The organism is Pseudosporangium ferrugineum (assembly GCF_003002065.1).
GTDB lineage: Bacteria > Actinomycetota > Actinomycetes > Mycobacteriales > Micromonosporaceae > Actinoplanes > Actinoplanes ferrugineus_A.
The window spans coordinates 371,533-387,019 of record NZ_PVZG01000001.1; the positions used below are offsets into that span (position 1 = coordinate 371,533).

The window sequence follows — 15,487 nt, forward strand, 5'->3', positions numbered from 1 at the left end:
TCAGTTAGGGCGTGGTGTTGGGTGTCAAGGGTCGGGGCTGATGATGTCGATGCTGGTGGTGGCTTGGTAGCTGCGCCGGTCGATGTTGGGGCCGCGGGCTTGGTATTTGCTGTTCGAGCGTTTGATCATGCGGGTTTTGGTGCGGATCCGGCGTTCGGGTAGCAGGTTGGCCAGGACGTGGGCGCCGATGACGCCGACCAGGTCGATGACGGTGCCGGTGATGACGCCGGCGGCGTGGATGATCTGGTCGCGGGCGGTGTTCAGAGCGGTGGTGAAGCTGGCCCGGTCGGGATCGGTGCCGGGTCGGCTGTCGGTGGCATCGGTCATGGCGGTGCGCAGAACCTGGTAGGCGGTCAGCAGGGCATACATTTCCTGGTCGATGCCGTCGATGGTGCGTGAGCGTAGGACTCGTCCGCCGAGGATGGAGGATTTGAGTTCGAGGTAGGCGGTCTCGATCTCCCAGCGTTCGTGGTAGAGCCGGATGAGTTCGCCGGCCGGGTAGCGGTGCGGGTCGAGCAGCGTGGTCAGCAGCCGGTAGTCACCGGTTCGGGTGCCGGTCGTGGTGGTGATGCTGATCCGGGCCTCGATCACCCGGATCGGCAGGCCGGCGATGCGGGTCAGCCAGGACCCGTCGTCGAGCTGGCCGGTGATGGCTAGTTTGCGGCCGTTCTTGCAGCGGATCAGCAGGTCTGCGCCGGTCGCGGTGATGGTGGCGAGCAGGTCGGCGGCGGCGTAGTTACGGTCGGCCAGCAGTAGCATTCCCGTGTGCAGACTGCGGGACAGGGTGTGGGCCTGCGCGATCTCGCCGTCACTGATGGGACCGAACACGGCGTCGATGACCGATCGGGTGCCGCAGGTCAGCAGGACACTCAGGCGTAATTGCGGGTAGCCGGACGAGGTGCCGTTGGCGCAGCCGTGTTTGGTGTACCGGCGCAGGGTGGCCGGCGAGTCCGCGACGACCATCGTGGTCCCGTCGATCACTGCCAGCAACATGCCCTGCCAGCGCACCTGAGTGGCAGTGGTGATCGCGGGCCCGCGCAGCAGGTCGAACAATGCCCGCATCGGCGCGGCCCCGAGCCGTTGCCGTGCCTGGCGCAGGGCACTGCCGGTAGGCGTGACGATCGGCAGGCCGTGCAAGCCGCTGAGGAGTTTGCCCCAGACCTGCCGGTAGCCGAGGTCGGCGAACAGACCGGCCGCGAGCAGCAGATACATCACGACCCGGGCCGGCAACAGCCGCAGGCGTTGCTGCGTGCGGCCGGTCGAGGCCAGGACATCATCGATCATCTCGAACGGTACGAGACGGGTCAGCTCACCGAGATGCCCCGGCGCGAACACCCCCGCGGCTACCGTCGTGGTCCGGGTTATGGCAATCTGATCGACCAAGCGGAGTTCCTGGTTCTGGGTTGTCTTGGAGTGACAAACCTTGATACCGGAACTCCGCTTCTCACTTCCCGATCAACACACCTTGACAGCCATCCATACCGCCTAACTGAACGGCGTTGGGCCTAGTTCCCCGGCACGGCGCCTTCCCCGGCACGGCGCCTTCCCCGGCACGGCGCCTTCCTCAGCACGGCGCCGACGTGCCCTTGCCGCGCACGATCCGGTAGTCCCCCGGCGCCGTGCCGCTGACCGTGTACGTGATCCGCCAGCGCGTACACGTCTCGCCGGGCCGTTGCCGCGGCCCGGCGCCGGCCTCCTGGTCGCTGCGGAACGTCACGTCGGCGCGGAGCCGGCCGCCGCCGGCGTCCTCGACCCCGAGCAGCACGATCTCGGAGTCCCGCGTCGTCCGCGTGCCGCGCGCCAGGCCCGCCATGTCCGCGGGATCGCCGGGGTCGACCGAGCCGGACGGGTCCAGCACCGCGGCGACCCGGTCGTAGTCCTTGTCGTTGATGCCGCCGAAGTACGCGTCGAACATGCCGGCCAGCGATCCGGCCCGGCCGTCCGTGACCCCGGGGCCGATCTCCACGATGCCCACGGCGGTGGGAGACGGCTCGGGCGTGGTCACGTCCTCCGTCGCCACGGAATCGGCAGAGGGCTCCGGCCCGGTCTCCTCCGCGGTGGGCTCCGGCTCGATCTCCTCGGCCGTGGGCTCCGCCTCGCCGAGCCCCGCCGTGGCCGCCGGGCTCTCGTCCGCGCGGGCGTCGAGCAGCCGCGGCACGACCAGCGCCGCGGCGACGGCCGTCCCGCCGATCAGCAGGACCACGAGCAGCAGCCGGCCGGGGCCGCGCCGGACCCGCGGCACGACGGCGGGCGCGGGCGCCCAGTGGCTCGCCGGGTGCGGCGACGGCAGCGGTGCGGTCAGCGCCTCCTCGTCCGGCGCGGCCGGCGGCAGCACCACCGGTCGCGGCGCCGCCGGCGGCACGGCGGGCGTCCCGCGCGGCCCCGTGCACACGTCGCACGATGCCGCGCCTTCCGCATTCCGCTCGCCGCATTGCCCGCAGGTCCACATCTGAGTGAGTGAATCGCACTGCCGCCGTACGGAACAGACGGCTTTCTGCCGGAGTCCGGAACCATTCGAAGATCCATTTCCGCCGATCGGACGATGCTGTTCGTAAACCCCTGTTCGGACTATGGGCGAGCGCCGCGCGGGTGGGTAATTTCGGCGGCGACAAGGCCTGTGCAATGTGGATTTCACTCACGATTGAAGAGGGCCATGAGAATCGACGGTACGGCCGGGGTCGAACCCGGCTTCAGCCACGGCGACGGCACCGTGCGCGACCCGGGCGCCCGGATGTCCTCGACGACCCGCTATCTCAGCGGCGCCGCGTACGTCGACGAGAAGTTCGCCGACGACGTGATCCGCGAACTGGTCGCCGACAGCCACCGGGCCGTCGCGCCGGCCGTCGGCTACGACGTCACCACTGTCATCCGGCACTGCTTCCGCGCCCAGCGGCTGTGGCTCGCCCAGAACGCCGTCATCACCGCGATCCTCCTCGTGGGCCTGGCGTTCTTCACCTCGGCCACGGTGACGGTTCTCGCCGTGTGCGTGGCCGCGGCCGTGTTCACCTCGGAGCACCCGGAGCCCGGCAGGCGCCCGTCGTGGAAGGCGGTGGCGACCGGGTTGGCGGCCCTCCTGCTGATCGGCTGCGTACTGGGGCCGCTGCTGGGGCTGGTGCAGGCCCTCGGCGACCCCTTCGCCGGCGGCGGATCCTTCGACGGCTCGTTCGGCGAAGGCGGCACCGGCGGCACGGGCACGGATCTCACCGGCACCGTGCTCGTCTTCCTGCTCAAGGTGGCACTGGTCGCCGGGGCGGCGTACGCGACGGTGGTGTGGTCCCGGCAGCGCATGATCGGGATCATCACCGCGGACCTCGGACGCGGCGGCCCCCGCGCCGCGCCGCCGGCGAACCGGCGGGAGGTCGAGCAGCGGCTGCGGGTGATCGACGAGGCGCAGCACGGCAACATCCTGCTGCACTCGGGCTACGAGCCGTTCGTCGGCGCGGGACGCCGGGCCAACGCCTGGTCCATCGCCACCGAGCTGCGGCCGGAGCAGGACGACGAGCATCCCGGCGACCGGGTCGACGGCGGGTCCCGGCCGCGGCCGCTCACCGGCCGGGTGCCGATCGACCCGGTCGAGCTGGTCACCCACCTGCGGCGGCGGCTGGCGGCGCTGCGTTCCCGGGACCTGCCACCCCAGGAGCGCATCGGCGGACTGCAACTGCGCGACCTCGTGGTCTCCTCCGGCGCGCGCTGGCACGACTACCCGCTCATCGACGAGCGGGCGAAGCTGCCGTACACGTTCGCCCCCGCGGAGGCGATCAACGCGATCATCCGCTTCCCGCAGACCGGCGCCCGGCACTTCCTGCGGGCCACCGTCGGCGCCGCGGAGATGGCCGCCGTCACCGACGACGGGCGCGCCGTCATGCCCGCCGAGCACCAGAGCGTCGTCGGCTCCACGTACGTGCACGTGGCGGTCGAGGGCGGCCTGCTCTACGTCGAGCTGGTCACCGCCGTGCTCGGCCCGATCGAGCAGCGCTACCTCGACATCGACGTCTACGACCGGGGCACCGACGCGCTCACGACGGCCGCGGGCGAGGCGCTGCGCCGGGTCTTCCGCACGACCGCGCTCGCGCCGCTGCGGCTGATCCGCTCCGCCGTACGGGCCGTGACGCTGGTCAACGCGATCCACCGGGCCGACCGCGAGGCGGCCGAGGACGCGGTGTACGACTTCGGCGCGCGGGTCGACGTACGCCAATTGGGTTCCCGCGACGGTTTCGCCAACTATCTGCAGCGCCTCGACGCGGAGAAATACACCCGCCTCATCGATCGGCGGGCCACCGAGGCCATCTACGAATTCCTCACCGACAAGGGCGTGGACACCTCCGATTTCGCGGCCAAGGTGAATTTCCGGCAGTACAACAACACGACGATCGGCGGTTCGGCGTACGGGCCGGTGGCCACCGGCACGGGTGCGTCGGCGACCATGTCGGCGGCCGCGGCCGCATTGACGGGCGGCAGGAAGAAAGGGAACGGCTCATGACCAGCGAGCTGAACATCGGCGGCAACTCGTACGGCCCCAACGCCGTCGGCCGCGGCGCCCGCGCCACCCAGCATCACGTCGCGATCGGCACTCCCGCCGACGACCCGCTGACCGGCGCGCTGGCGAGGCTGCGCTCCCTCGTGGCGGAACACCGCGACCGGATTCCGGAGGCCGCCCGGGTGGAGCGGGACATCGACGCCGTCGAGGAGGAGGCCGCCGGCCCGGACCCGGACCCGGACCGCCTCCGCGACGCCCTCAGGCGCATCGGCCTCCGGGTCGCCGCGGCGGCGCCGGTGGTCAGCGCCGTCAACGACGTCCGCGAGCTCATCGAGCGCCTCCTGCCCTAGGCGGTGGCCGGCGCCGCCCAGGACTCCAGGGTCTTCCCGTCCGGCGGCGGGGTCTGGGCGCCCGCCGATACCGCGGCCAGGAGAGGGACGGTGCCGCGCCTGGCTCCCGGCGTACCGAGCAGGGCCCGGAGGGTGCCCAGCGAGCCGATGCCGAGACCGTGGAGCAGGTTCGTCCAAGTGGCGGCGTGGCGCGGGTCCGGGCAGGTGACGGCGACGAGGCACAAGTCGCGCCAGCGCGTCACCTCGGCGACCGGCACGCCGAGCGCCGTGGCCAGGGCCGCGTCGGTGGCCGGCGGCCGGGCCAGCAGGTCGCCGGGGACGAAGATCCTCTGCTCGGCGAGCGGGGCCGCGTAGGAGACGATCGGCGCGAGCTCGGAGATCCCCGGCTGGCCGGTGACCAGCTGGCGGAAGGGCCCGCCGCTCAGCAGGCCGCGCAGGGCGGGATCGGAGCCCGCGCCGGCCCGCTGCTCCGGGCGCCCGGCGGCGAGCCCCAGCGCGGCGAGGGCCCGCGTCGCCCCGTCCTTCGTCCGGGCCTCACGGCAGGCGATCGCGTAGAGGGCGCGCAGGGAGCTGAGCACCAGTTCCGTCAGGTACCGGTCGCCGGGTTCCAGCCATGGCCCGGCCGGCTCCTTGCCACCGCCGGCCGCCGTGACCGTCGCCGCGAGGGCCGCCGCCAGGGGCTGCGCCTCCGCTGCGAAGTCCTTGACGGTCGGCATGCCGAGCGCGGCGGTGACCGCCCGGTTCATCGCCTCGACGGAGGCGGCGGCGTGCGCCAGGGCCGCGGCCCGCTCCGGATCCGTTCGCTTGTCGTCCTCCCAGTGGCGCAGCCAGCCGACCGCGCTCGAGTAGAGGACCCGGATGCGCAACGCCGCGTACCCGTCGTCCGGGCAGGCCGGGGCGCCCGTGGCCCGGCGACTCTGCAGCCGCTCGTAGAGGGCGTCGAGCCGGCAGGCGACGCCGCGCCACCCGCCGACCCGGGCCGGTTCGCCGCCGGCGAGGGCGAGCAGGTACGCATACCAGGCCAGCCCGTTGGCCGGGTCGGCGTCGATGGCGTCGGCCAGCAGGCGGGTGCGCAGGCCGGGGTCCTGCGTCTCGCCCGCCAGCACCTGCCTGGTCAGGCTGCGCCAGTTCGTGGTGCCGCACAGGCCCTTGGCCAGCCTCGTGTGCGAGCGGCTCAGGGTGATGAGGAAGAGCGCGGCGGCGCCGGTGAGCACGGCGTCCTTCGCGCCGTCCGCCGGGGCGTCCGGCGGCACGAGATCGCGACGCCACACGACCTCCGTGGAGACCGGGCGGCCGTTGCGGGAGATCTCGACCGTCGCGTTGTCCCACTCGCCGAGCGTGACGACCAGCCGCCAGGGCGACAGTCGCAGCACCGCCCAGCCGGCCTTGAGCAACGCCTGGAGGACGGCGCCCTGGGGCATCGCCGCGAACGCGCTCTCGGGCAGCGTGGCGACGTCCGTGCCGCGCGGGATGTGCAGCCCGCGCGGCGGTTCGCCGCCGAGGGCCGCCAGCCGGCCGACCAGGAACGCCGTGGCCTGCGCGTCGCCCTTGTCGTCGGCGGCTCGTACCTCCACCCGCGCGCCGAGCCGCATGCCCAGCCACAGCGCGAGCACGACCGCCGCCACCACGCCGAGCAGGACGGACACGGCCGGCACGAGGAGGCCGGCGGCGTATCCGGCGACGGTCGCGGCGATGCCGGCGGCCCCGGCGAGGCCGCACGCCACGCCGGCCGCGAGCAGCAGGACGCGCCGCGCGGGGTCCTTCGGCAGCGGCAGGCTCGGGCGGGTCAGCACGCGCGCGATCAGCAGCATGGCCACGAGCGCGCCGAGGAACGGCAGCACGAGCCGCCCCAGCGGGTCGGCCCAGCCGGTCCCTAGGCGGTCCTCGCCCCGGGTCCGGCGCTGCACGGCGGTGAGGCCGTCGGTGGCGGCCGTGTTGTCCAGGTCGATGCGCTGGGCCTGCCGATACCAGCGCCGGGCGGCGGCGTACCGGCCGGTGGCGTACGCGTCGTCCCCCGCCGCCACCGCGCCGGCGGCCTCGGCCCGGCGCTCGCGCACGGCGAACACCCCTTCCCGGGCGCAGGCCGGCCGGGACGACGCCATCAGGGCGAGGTACGCCTTCTCCGCGTCCGCCAGGCGGCCGTCCACCAGGGCCTGCCCCGCCGGGGCGCACCCCGCGTCGGTGACGGCCGCGCCCGAGGGCACCGGGAGGTCCGGCGGGTCCCCGGGCGCGCACGCCGCGACGATCAGGGGCAACGCGGCGGCGAGCAGCAGGAGCACCACGCGACGGCCGTGACTCGTCATGCCTGCATCCGACCACCCGGCACGCCCCGCCGTCGATCGGCTCGCCGACAGCAGGGCGCGGAAGTCCCCCGGGTGAGGTCAGACGCCGCTCAGGCTGCCGCCCGAGCGCCGCAGGTAGACGGCCCACGTCACCAGTACGCACAGGGCGTAGAACGCGATGAAGGCGAGGTACGCGGCATCCGCCGTCCGGTACTCCAGGAAGGACTGCCGGAAGGCCAGGTTGACCAGCACCCCGCCGAACGCCCCGATCGCCCCGGCGATGCCGATCACCGCGCCGGACAGCCGGCGGGCCTCGTGCTGGTCGTCCGGGTTCTTCAGGGCGAAGATGCGCGGGATCATCTTGTACGTCGACCCGTTGCCGATCCCGCTGAACACGAACAGGGCGATGAACCCGACGAGGTAGAGCGGCAGCGACTTGAGCTGCGAGGCGAGCAGGACGATGCTCGCGCCGGCCGCCATCGCGATGAAGTTGACGAAGGTGACCCGGGCGCCGCCGAGCCGGTCCGCCAGGGCGCCACCGACCGGCCGGATCAGCGAGCCCAGCAGCGGGCCGAGGAACGTCAGGTAGGCGGCCTTCACCGGCGTGCTGAACACGTCGCTGAACTGCACCTGCAACACCTGGCCGAAGGCGAAGCCGAAGCCGATGAACGAGCCGAACGTGCCGATGTAGAGCAGCGACATGATCCACGTGTGCGGCTCCCGCGCGGCGTCGCGCATGCCGCGCTTCTCGTTGCGGGCCTGGCTGAGGTTGTCCATGGCCAGCGCCGAACCGGCCGCCGCGACCACGATCAGCGGGATGTAGATGCCCGCCACGACGCCCGGGTGGCCGGCGCCGACGACCGCCAGGACGAACAGCCCGACGAGTTGCACCGCCGCCACGCCCAGGTTGCCGCCGCCGGCGTTGATGCCCAGCGCCCAGCCCTTGAGCCGGTCCGGGTAGAAGGCGTTGATGTTCGCCATGGACGACGCGAAGTTGCCGCCGCCGACGCCGGCCACCGCGGCCAGGATCAGCAGCGTGCTGTAGGAGACCCCCGGCTCGATCAGGAACGCCGCCAGCACCGCCGGGATCAGCAGCAGCGACGCGCTGATGATCGTCCAGTTGCGCCCGCCGAACCGCGCCACCGCGAACGTGTACGGGATCCGCAGCACCGACCCCACCAGCGCGGGCACGGCGGTGAGCAGGAACTTCCCGGCCGGGTCGATGCCGTACGCGGGCCCGAGGAAGAGCACCAGCACGGACCACATCGTCCACACCGAGAAGCCGATGTGCTCGGAGAAGATCGAGTAGATCAGGTTGCGCCGGGCGATGGCGGCGCCGCCGTTCGCCCAGAACGCCGGATCCTCCGGGCGCCAGTCGTCGATCCAGTGTCCGCGCACGGTCAGCGCGGGACGTTCCAGGGTCGTGGCACTCATGCGGGAACCTCCGAATAGATCACGATGTGCCCCTCGTCGTCGACGCCGACGGGGTAGACGGTCAGTCCGGGCAGCCCGCTCAGCGAGCAGCCGGTGGTCAGGTCGAAGGCGTTCAGGTGCAGCGGGCAGACGACGACCTTGCTGTCGATCTGCCCGTCGGCGAGGGGCCCGCCCTTGTGCGGGCAGACGGCGGACAATGCGCGCAAGGAGCCGTCGCGCAGCCGGAAGACGGCCACCATGTCGCCGTCCACGGCAAACGTGCGCCCCTCGCCGGGCGGGATCTGGTCCACGGGACCGAGCCGGGTCGTCATCGGACCGGCACCTGCGGCAGGACCACCAGCGGCAGCGACGTCCGGAACTGCCCGGGGGTCGCCGGTGCGGCGCGTTCCTTCCACGGGTCGCGGTAGGCGGCCACGGACTCCGCCATCGCGGCGTCCAGGTCGGCGGCGATGCCGTCGGCGTCGTCGACGACGACCTCGCGGATGCGCTCGATGCCGATCCGGGGCACCCACGCGTACGTGCGCTCCAGCCAGTTGGCGTTCTCGCGGTAGAACTGGAGGAACCGCCCGGTGAGCGTGATGACCTCGGCCGGCGAGTCCACGGTGGCCAGCAGGTCGCCCTTGCGCACGTGCGCCCCCGCCGCCCCGCCGACGTAGATCTCCCAGCGGCCACCGTCGATCGCGACGACCCCCAGGTCCTTCACGTACGCCTCGGCGCAGTTGCGCGGGCACCCGGTCACGGCCAGCTTCATCTTGCCCGGCCCCTCGATGCCCTGGTAGCGCTCCTCCAGCGCGATGCCCAGCGCGGTCGAGTCACCGACGCCGAAGCGGCAGAAGTCCGAGCCGACGCAGGTCTTCACCGTGCGGAAACTCTTGCCGTACGCGTACCCGGAGGGCATGTCGAGCTCCGCCCAGATCTGCGGCAACTTCTCCTTGGGCACGCCCAGCAGGTCGATGCGCTGGCCGCCGGTCAGCTTCACCATCGGCACCGAGTGCCGCTCGGCCACCTCGGCGATCCGCTTCAGCTGCGCCGGGGTGGTGACGCCGCCCTTCATCTGCGGCACCACCGAGAACGTGCCGTCGCGCTGGATGTTGGCGTGCACCCGGTCGTTGATGAACCGCGCGTCGCGCTCGTCGACGTACTCGGCGCCCCACATCATCTTCAGCAGCGACGCGAGGCCCATCTTGCTCTTGGCGTCCTCCTCGCCGCCGGGCACGAGGGTGGCGAAGACCGAGGACACCGACTTCAGGCCGTGGGTACGGATGGCACGCATCAGCTCGGGCTTGGGCATCGGTACGCCGGGCACGTACCAGGAAGCCCTGGGGTCCTCCTCGACCTCCCCGCCGGCGGCCCACTCGACGATCTGCTGGACGAGGCTCTTGCAGGTGCCGCAGCCCTTGCCGGCCCGGGTCCTGTCCATGACGCCGTTGACCGTCTTGCAGCCGCCGTGCACGGTCTCGACGAGAGTTCCCTTGCTGACGCCGTTGCAGTTGCAGACCTGCGCGTCGTCGGCCATGTCGGCGGCGCTCACCTCCGCGGGCGGCCCGCCGAGGTCGAACATCAGCTCGACGCGGTCCTCCGGCAGCGCCAGGCCGCGGTCGAAGGCCTGCATGAGGAAGGCGTACTTGCGCACGTCGCCGACCAGGGTGGCACCGACCAGGCGGCCGTCGCGGATGACGAGGCTCTTGTAGACGCCCCTGCGCGGCTCGCTGAAGACCAGCGTCTCGTCGTCGTCGCGTTCGGCCTCCTTGAGGCCCATCGCGGCCACGTCGACCCCGGCGACCTTCAGCTTCGTGGCGATCCGCGAGCCGTGGTACGCCGCCTCGGGGTCGCGCCCGGTGAGGTGGTCGGCGAGCACCTTGGCCTGGTCCCACAGCGGGGCGACCAGCCCGTACGTCTCGCCGCGGTGCTGGGCGCACTCGCCGACGGCGTAGATGTCGGGCTCGCCCTGCGCGCGCATCTGGTCGTCGACGACGACGCCGCGGTCGACCACCAGCCCGCTGGCCTGGGCCACCTCGGCGTTGGCGCGGATGCCGGCGGCGATGACCACGACGTCGCAGTCGATGGTGGTGCCGTCCTTGAGCCTCACCCCGGTGACCGCGTGCTTGCCGAGGATCTCGGTGGTGAGCGCGTCGGTGACCACCTCGATGCCGAGCTTCTCCACGCTGCGCTGCAGGATCGCCCCGCCCTGCGCGTCGAGCTGGGTGTTCATCAGGTGCCCGGCGGCGTGCACGAGCGTGACGTGGCTCAGGTGGTTCTGCAGGCCGCGGGCCGCCTCCAGGCCGAGCAGGCCGCCGCCGATGACCACGGCGCGCTCGTGCTCGCGGGCGTAGCGGATCATCGCGCGGGTGTCGTCGAGCGTCCGGAACGCGAAGACGCCCTGGTGGTAGCCGCGGCCGGGGCGGTGCACGCCGGGGATCGGCGGCACCCACGCGCGGCTGCCGGTGGCGATGATCAGCTTGTCGTACGGGGTCACCGTGCCGTCGTCGGCGTGCACCCGCTTGGCGGCCCGGTCGATGCGCGCGATCCGGGTGCCGGTGTGCAGGGTGATGCCGTTGTCGGCGTACCAGGACAGGTCGTTGAGGAAGATGCCGGACTCGTCCTCCACGCCCGCGAGGACGTTGGAGAGCATGATCCGGTTGTAGTTGCCGTACGGCTCGTCGCCGAACACCGTGATGGCGAAGTCGCCGCCGCGGGCGAGGATCTCCTCCAGCGTACGGGCGCCGGCCATGCCGTTGCCGATGACCACCAGACGTGGTTGCTGCACCTCAGCGGGTCCCTTCTTCTTCAGTACGCGAGATGGCGACCGCGCACGCCTTGAAGGCGGGCATCTTGGAGTGCCGGTCGAGCGCGGGATCGGTGAGGGCGTTGACGGCGTTGTCGCCGCCCCAGTGGAAGGGTGCGAAGACGGTGTCCGGGCGGATGCCGGCGTTGAGGCGGGCCCGGAAGAACGCCCGGCCCCGGCGGCTGCGGAGCTCGACCATGTCGCTGTCGGCGATGCCGTGCCGCCGGGCGAGGTCGGGATGCAGCTCCACCCGCGGTTCGGGCATCGACACGGTGAGCGCGGCGACGCGGCGGGTCTGGTTGCCGCTCTGGTACTGCTGCATCGTCCGGCCGGTCGTCAGGACGTACGGGAACAGTTTGTCGGGGACCTCGTGCGGGTCGCGGTGCTCGACCCGCACGAACCGGGCCCTGCCGTCCGGGGTCGGGAAGCCGTCGGCGAACAGCCGGGGCGTGCCGGGATGGTCCTCGGCCGGGCACGGCCAGAAGACGCCCTGCTCGGCCTCGATCCGCTCGTAGGTGATGCCGGCGTAGTCGGCGATCCCGCCGGCGCTGGCCCGGCGCAGCTCGTCGAAGACCTCCCGCGGCTCGTCGCTGAAGAAGTCGCCGCGGCCGAGGCGCTCCGCCAGGTCCTTGAGGAAGCGCAGGTCGGTGCGGACCTCCGGGGGCGGCGGCAGCGCGCTGCGCCGGCGGATGACCCGGCCCTCCAGGTTGGTCATCGTGCCCTCCTCCTCGGCCCACTGCGCGGTCGGGAGGACCACGTCGGCGAGGGCGGCGGTCTCGGACAGGAAGATGTCGGAGACCACGAGCAGGTCGAGGGCGCGCAGCCGGTCGATGACGTGGTTGGCGTGCGGCGCGGAGACGGCGATGTTGCTGGCCAGCACCAGCAGCACCCGGACGCCGCCGTCGGTGCCGAGCCGGTCGAGCATCTCGTACGCGGACCGGCCCGGCAGGGGCAGCTCGGCCGGGTCGATGCCCCACACCTTCGCCACGTGCGCGCGGGCGGCGGGGTCGTCGAGGCGGCGGTAGCCGGGCAGCTGGTCGGCCTTCTGCCCGTGCTCGCGACCGCCCTGCCCGTTGCCCTGGCCGGTGATCGTGCCGTAGCCCGAGTACGGCCGGCCGACCAGGCCCAGCGCGAGGGCCAGGTTGAGGTAGGCCTGGGCGGTGTCCGTACCGTTGCTGTGCTGTTCGGCACCGCGGGCCGTGAGGATCATCGACGGCCGCTCGGCCGCCAGCAGCCGCACGGTCTCCCGCAGGTGCGCCTCCGGCACGCCGGTCATCCGCTCGACCCGCTCCGGCCAGTAGGAGTTGACCGCGGTGCGGACCGCGTCGAAGCCCGTCGTCCGGTCCCGGATGTACTCCTCGTCGATCAGAGCCTCGCGGATCGCGATGTGCAGCAGGCCGTTGGCCAGCGCCAGGTCCGTGCCGGGCAGCGGTTGCAGATGCCGGTACGCGCCCTTCGCGGTCGCCGTCAGCCGCGGGTCGACGACGATGTGCCGCGCACCCTCGGCGCGACCGGCGTCGAGGTACTGCATCGAGGGCGGCATCGCGTCCGCCGGGTTGGCCCCGACCAGCAGCACCGTACGCGCCTGGGCCACGTCCTCCAGCGGGAACGGCAGCCCCCGGTCCACGCCCAGCGCCCGGTTGGCGGCGGTCGCGGCCGACGACATGCAGAACCGGCCGTTGTAGTCGATGGACGCCGAACGCAGCGCCACCCGGACGAACTTGCCCAGCGTGTACGCCTTCTCGTTGGTCAGCCCGCCGCCGCCGAACGCGCCGACGCTGTCCGGGCCGTACCGCTCCTGGCCGGCCCGGATCGCCGTCACGATCCGGTCCAGCGCCTCCTCCCACGTCGCCTCGCGCAGCGGGCTCGTGCGGTCCCCGGCGTCCTTGCGGACCAGCGGGGTGAGCAGCCGGTCCCGGTGGTCGAGCAGTTCGGCGGCGGTCCAGCCCTTGGCGCAGAGGCCGCCGCGGTTCACCGGGAACTCGGCGGGCTCCAGCCGTACCCGCGGGATCTCGGGCGTCAACCGGATGCCGCACTGCAACGCGCAGTACGGGCAATGCGTCTCGGTCACCGTCACGCGACAGATCGTCGCGGGCCGGCGTTTCGGCCACTCGCGTCAAACGATTGCCCCGAGGTTCGGAAATCCCTACAACGCGCCGGCGGCCATTGTGAGATCGCGGTACCGGGCCAGGACCAGGTCCTCGAGCGCCGGGTCCGCGCCCAGCGGCGCGGTCACGTGGTCCGCCCCGGCGCGGTGCAGCGAGCGGTAGAACAGCCCCTCCGCCAGCAGGTACGCCGCCACGGCGATCCGCTCGGCGCCCCGCTCCCGCAGCCCGGCCACCACGTCGGGCACCCGTCGCTCGGTGCCGGAGGCGTACGCGACCGTCGCGCCGAGCTGCGCGGCCACCGCCTCCACGTCGGCCCGCCACGCCGGGTCGGACGAGCCGGCGGCGGCGAGCACGACGGCGTCGCACCGCGGGATCCGCCGCCGCAGGACGTCCGCGAGCAGCGGGTCCGGCCCGAGCGGCGGGGCCACGGTCGCCCCGGCGGACGCCGCGGCCTGCGCGATGTCGACGCGTACGTGGTAGCCGGCCGACAACAGCAGCGGGACCACCGCGTCCGTCTCCCGGATGACGTCGCCGACCCGCGGCTGCTGCACGTCGACGTAGGCCAGGCGCAGATCCGCCTCCGGCAGCCGGCGGGCCACCCGGCCGGCGAGGTCGCGGATCTGGGCCTGCCCGGCGGCGGACCGGGTGCCGTGCGCGACGGCGAGCAGCCGCCTCACGCCTCGTCCACCCGCAGCCGGTAGCCCCGCTTGATGACGGTCTCGATGTGGCCGCCGCCGCCCAGCGCGGTCCGCAGCCGGGCGATCGCCACGTCCACGGCGTGCCCGTCGGTGCCCCGCGGCAGCGCCTCCACCAGCTTCTCCTTGGCGACCACGGCGCCCGGCCGGTCGGCGAGCGAGCCGAGGATCGCCATCGCGGCCGGCGCCAGCGCCTGCACCCGGCCGTCGATGAGCACCGCGTGCCCGCGGATCTCCAGCTCGTCGCCGGCCACGGTCATCCTCCGGGCGCGCCGCGGCAGCTCGTCGGTGACGACCTTGACCAGCGCCCCCAGCCGGGACCGGTGCGGCGTCACCACGGGAACGTCCCGCTCGACCAGCGACGCGGCGGTCACCGGCCCCACGCACGCGGCCATCGTCGCGCCCCGGAACCGCTCGAGCACCTCCCCGGCGGCCGGCCCGGCGATCTCCAGCAGCGCCTGCACGGCCGGCGCGCTGGTGAACGTCACCGCATCGACCTGCCCGGAGGTCAGCTGGCCGACGAGCCGGCGTACCGGCGTCAGGTCCGCCGGAAGCGTCCACCGGTAGACCGGGATCTCCACGACGGCGGCCCCGGCGGACCGCAGCGCCCCGGTGAAGCCGGCCTGCGGCCCGCCGTGCAACTGCACCGCGATCCGCCGCCCCGCGATGCCCTGCGCGAGCAACCGCTCCAGAATCTCCTCGGACGACTCCGTCACCGCGGACCAGTCCTCGGTGAGATCGGCGGCCCGGATCGCCCCGCACGGCTTGGCCCCCCGCGCGATCAGCCGCGCCCGCCCGAGCGCGGCCCGCAGGGTGTCACCCATCCCCCACCCCTCGGCCGCCTCCAGCCACCCCCGGAACCCGATCCCGGTGGTGGCGACGACGATGTCCGGCGCCAGCCCGACACACGCCTCGGTCGCGGCATGCAACGCCTGATCGTCCCCCAACGGCACGATCGTGATCGCCGGCGCGACGACGACCCGGGCCCCCCGCCGCTCGAACAGGGCGGCAAGCTCTTCACGGCGCCGCTCGGCGGTCACGGCCACGGTGAACCCGGCAAGCGGTCCGGCACCATCGGCGATCTGATCGGGATTCACCCGTCAGATGCTCACCACCAGCCATTACGGTCCGGGAACCCGAATGTTTCCCCGGTGATAACGCGGTATCACTTGCCACCCCACCCGCCTGTGACCGGCCCGGATCACGACGCCCTTCCCGCCCAGGCCCGTGGGCCGGCGGCCTTGGCGGAACACCTCGCCGCCCAGCTCGATCTGGCACCGCCGGAATGGTCCCGGGTCCGGATCCTCGATACGCCCTGGTTCCCCTCCCCGCTGCGCTCGAAGCGGATGGAGGCGC

At 73.0% G+C, this 15,487-nt stretch carries 11 protein-coding genes; 2 read left to right on the forward strand and 9 right to left on the reverse strand.

From position 1 onward, the window contains the following. Positions 1–24: 24 nt before the first annotated feature. Complete coding sequence (locus CLV70_RS01665; protein WP_106124511.1) at positions 25–1,383, reverse strand: IS4 family transposase; 1,359 nt, start codon at positions 1,381–1,383, stop codon at positions 25–27. Positions 1,384–1,564: 181 nt separating this feature from the next. Beyond that, positions 1,565–2,392 (reverse strand): hypothetical protein, encoded by an 828-nt coding sequence (locus CLV70_RS01670; RefSeq protein ID WP_146163919.1) that lies wholly within the window; start codon positions 2,390–2,392, stop codon positions 1,565–1,567. 261 nt (positions 2,393–2,653) lie between these two features. On the opposite strand from CLV70_RS01670, the gene CLV70_RS01675 reads away from it, so the two are divergent. Continuing rightward, positions 2,654–4,480 (forward strand): hypothetical protein, encoded by a 1,827-nt coding sequence (locus CLV70_RS01675; protein WP_106124513.1) that lies wholly within the window; start codon positions 2,654–2,656, stop codon positions 4,478–4,480. Next, positions 4,477–4,827, forward strand: a complete 351-nt coding sequence (locus CLV70_RS01680; protein ID WP_106124514.1) for a DUF5955 family protein — start codon at positions 4,477–4,479, stop codon at positions 4,825–4,827. Before CLV70_RS01675 ends, CLV70_RS01680 begins: the two co-directional genes overlap by 4 nt. Here CLV70_RS01680 and CLV70_RS01685 read toward each other — a convergent pair. From CLV70_RS01685 to CLV70_RS01715, 7 genes are all read right to left on the reverse strand, one after another. Further along, a complete protein-coding gene (locus tag CLV70_RS01685) occupies positions 4,824–7,130 on the reverse strand; it encodes a hypothetical protein (protein ID WP_146163920.1) in 2,307 nt (768 codons plus the stop codon). The genes CLV70_RS01680 and CLV70_RS01685 overlap by 4 nt on opposite strands. 78 nt (positions 7,131–7,208) lie before the next feature. Continuing rightward, the gene (locus tag CLV70_RS01690) at positions 7,209–8,543 is read right to left on the reverse strand and encodes a nitrate/nitrite transporter (RefSeq protein WP_106124516.1); all 1,335 of its coding nucleotides are present in this window, start codon (positions 8,541–8,543) and stop codon (positions 7,209–7,211) included. After that, a complete protein-coding gene (locus CLV70_RS01695) occupies positions 8,540–8,854 on the reverse strand; it encodes a Rieske (2Fe-2S) protein (RefSeq protein WP_106124517.1) in 315 nt (104 codons plus the stop codon). Before CLV70_RS01695 ends, CLV70_RS01690 begins: the two co-directional genes overlap by 4 nt. Then, positions 8,851–11,310 (reverse strand): nitrite reductase large subunit NirB, encoded by a 2,460-nt coding sequence (gene nirB / locus CLV70_RS01700; protein ID WP_245907955.1) that lies wholly within the window; start codon positions 11,308–11,310, stop codon positions 8,851–8,853. Before nirB ends, CLV70_RS01695 begins: the two co-directional genes overlap by 4 nt. A gap of 1 nt (position 11,311) precedes the next feature. Continuing rightward, positions 11,312–13,405: a molybdopterin oxidoreductase family protein gene (locus CLV70_RS01705; protein ID WP_106124518.1), complete on the reverse strand. Its 2,094-nt coding sequence runs from the start codon at positions 13,403–13,405 to the stop codon at positions 11,312–11,314. Between the two features lie 69 nt (positions 13,406–13,474). Next, positions 13,475–14,113, reverse strand: a complete 639-nt coding sequence (locus CLV70_RS01710) for a sirohydrochlorin chelatase (protein ID WP_106124519.1) — start codon at positions 14,111–14,113, stop codon at positions 13,475–13,477. Further along, the gene (locus CLV70_RS01715; protein WP_425440102.1) at positions 14,110–15,228 is read right to left on the reverse strand and encodes a uroporphyrinogen-III synthase; all 1,119 of its coding nucleotides are present in this window, start codon (positions 15,226–15,228) and stop codon (positions 14,110–14,112) included. The genes CLV70_RS01710 and CLV70_RS01715 overlap by 4 nt, the downstream gene beginning before the upstream one ends. Positions 15,229–15,487 lie beyond the last annotated feature (259 nt).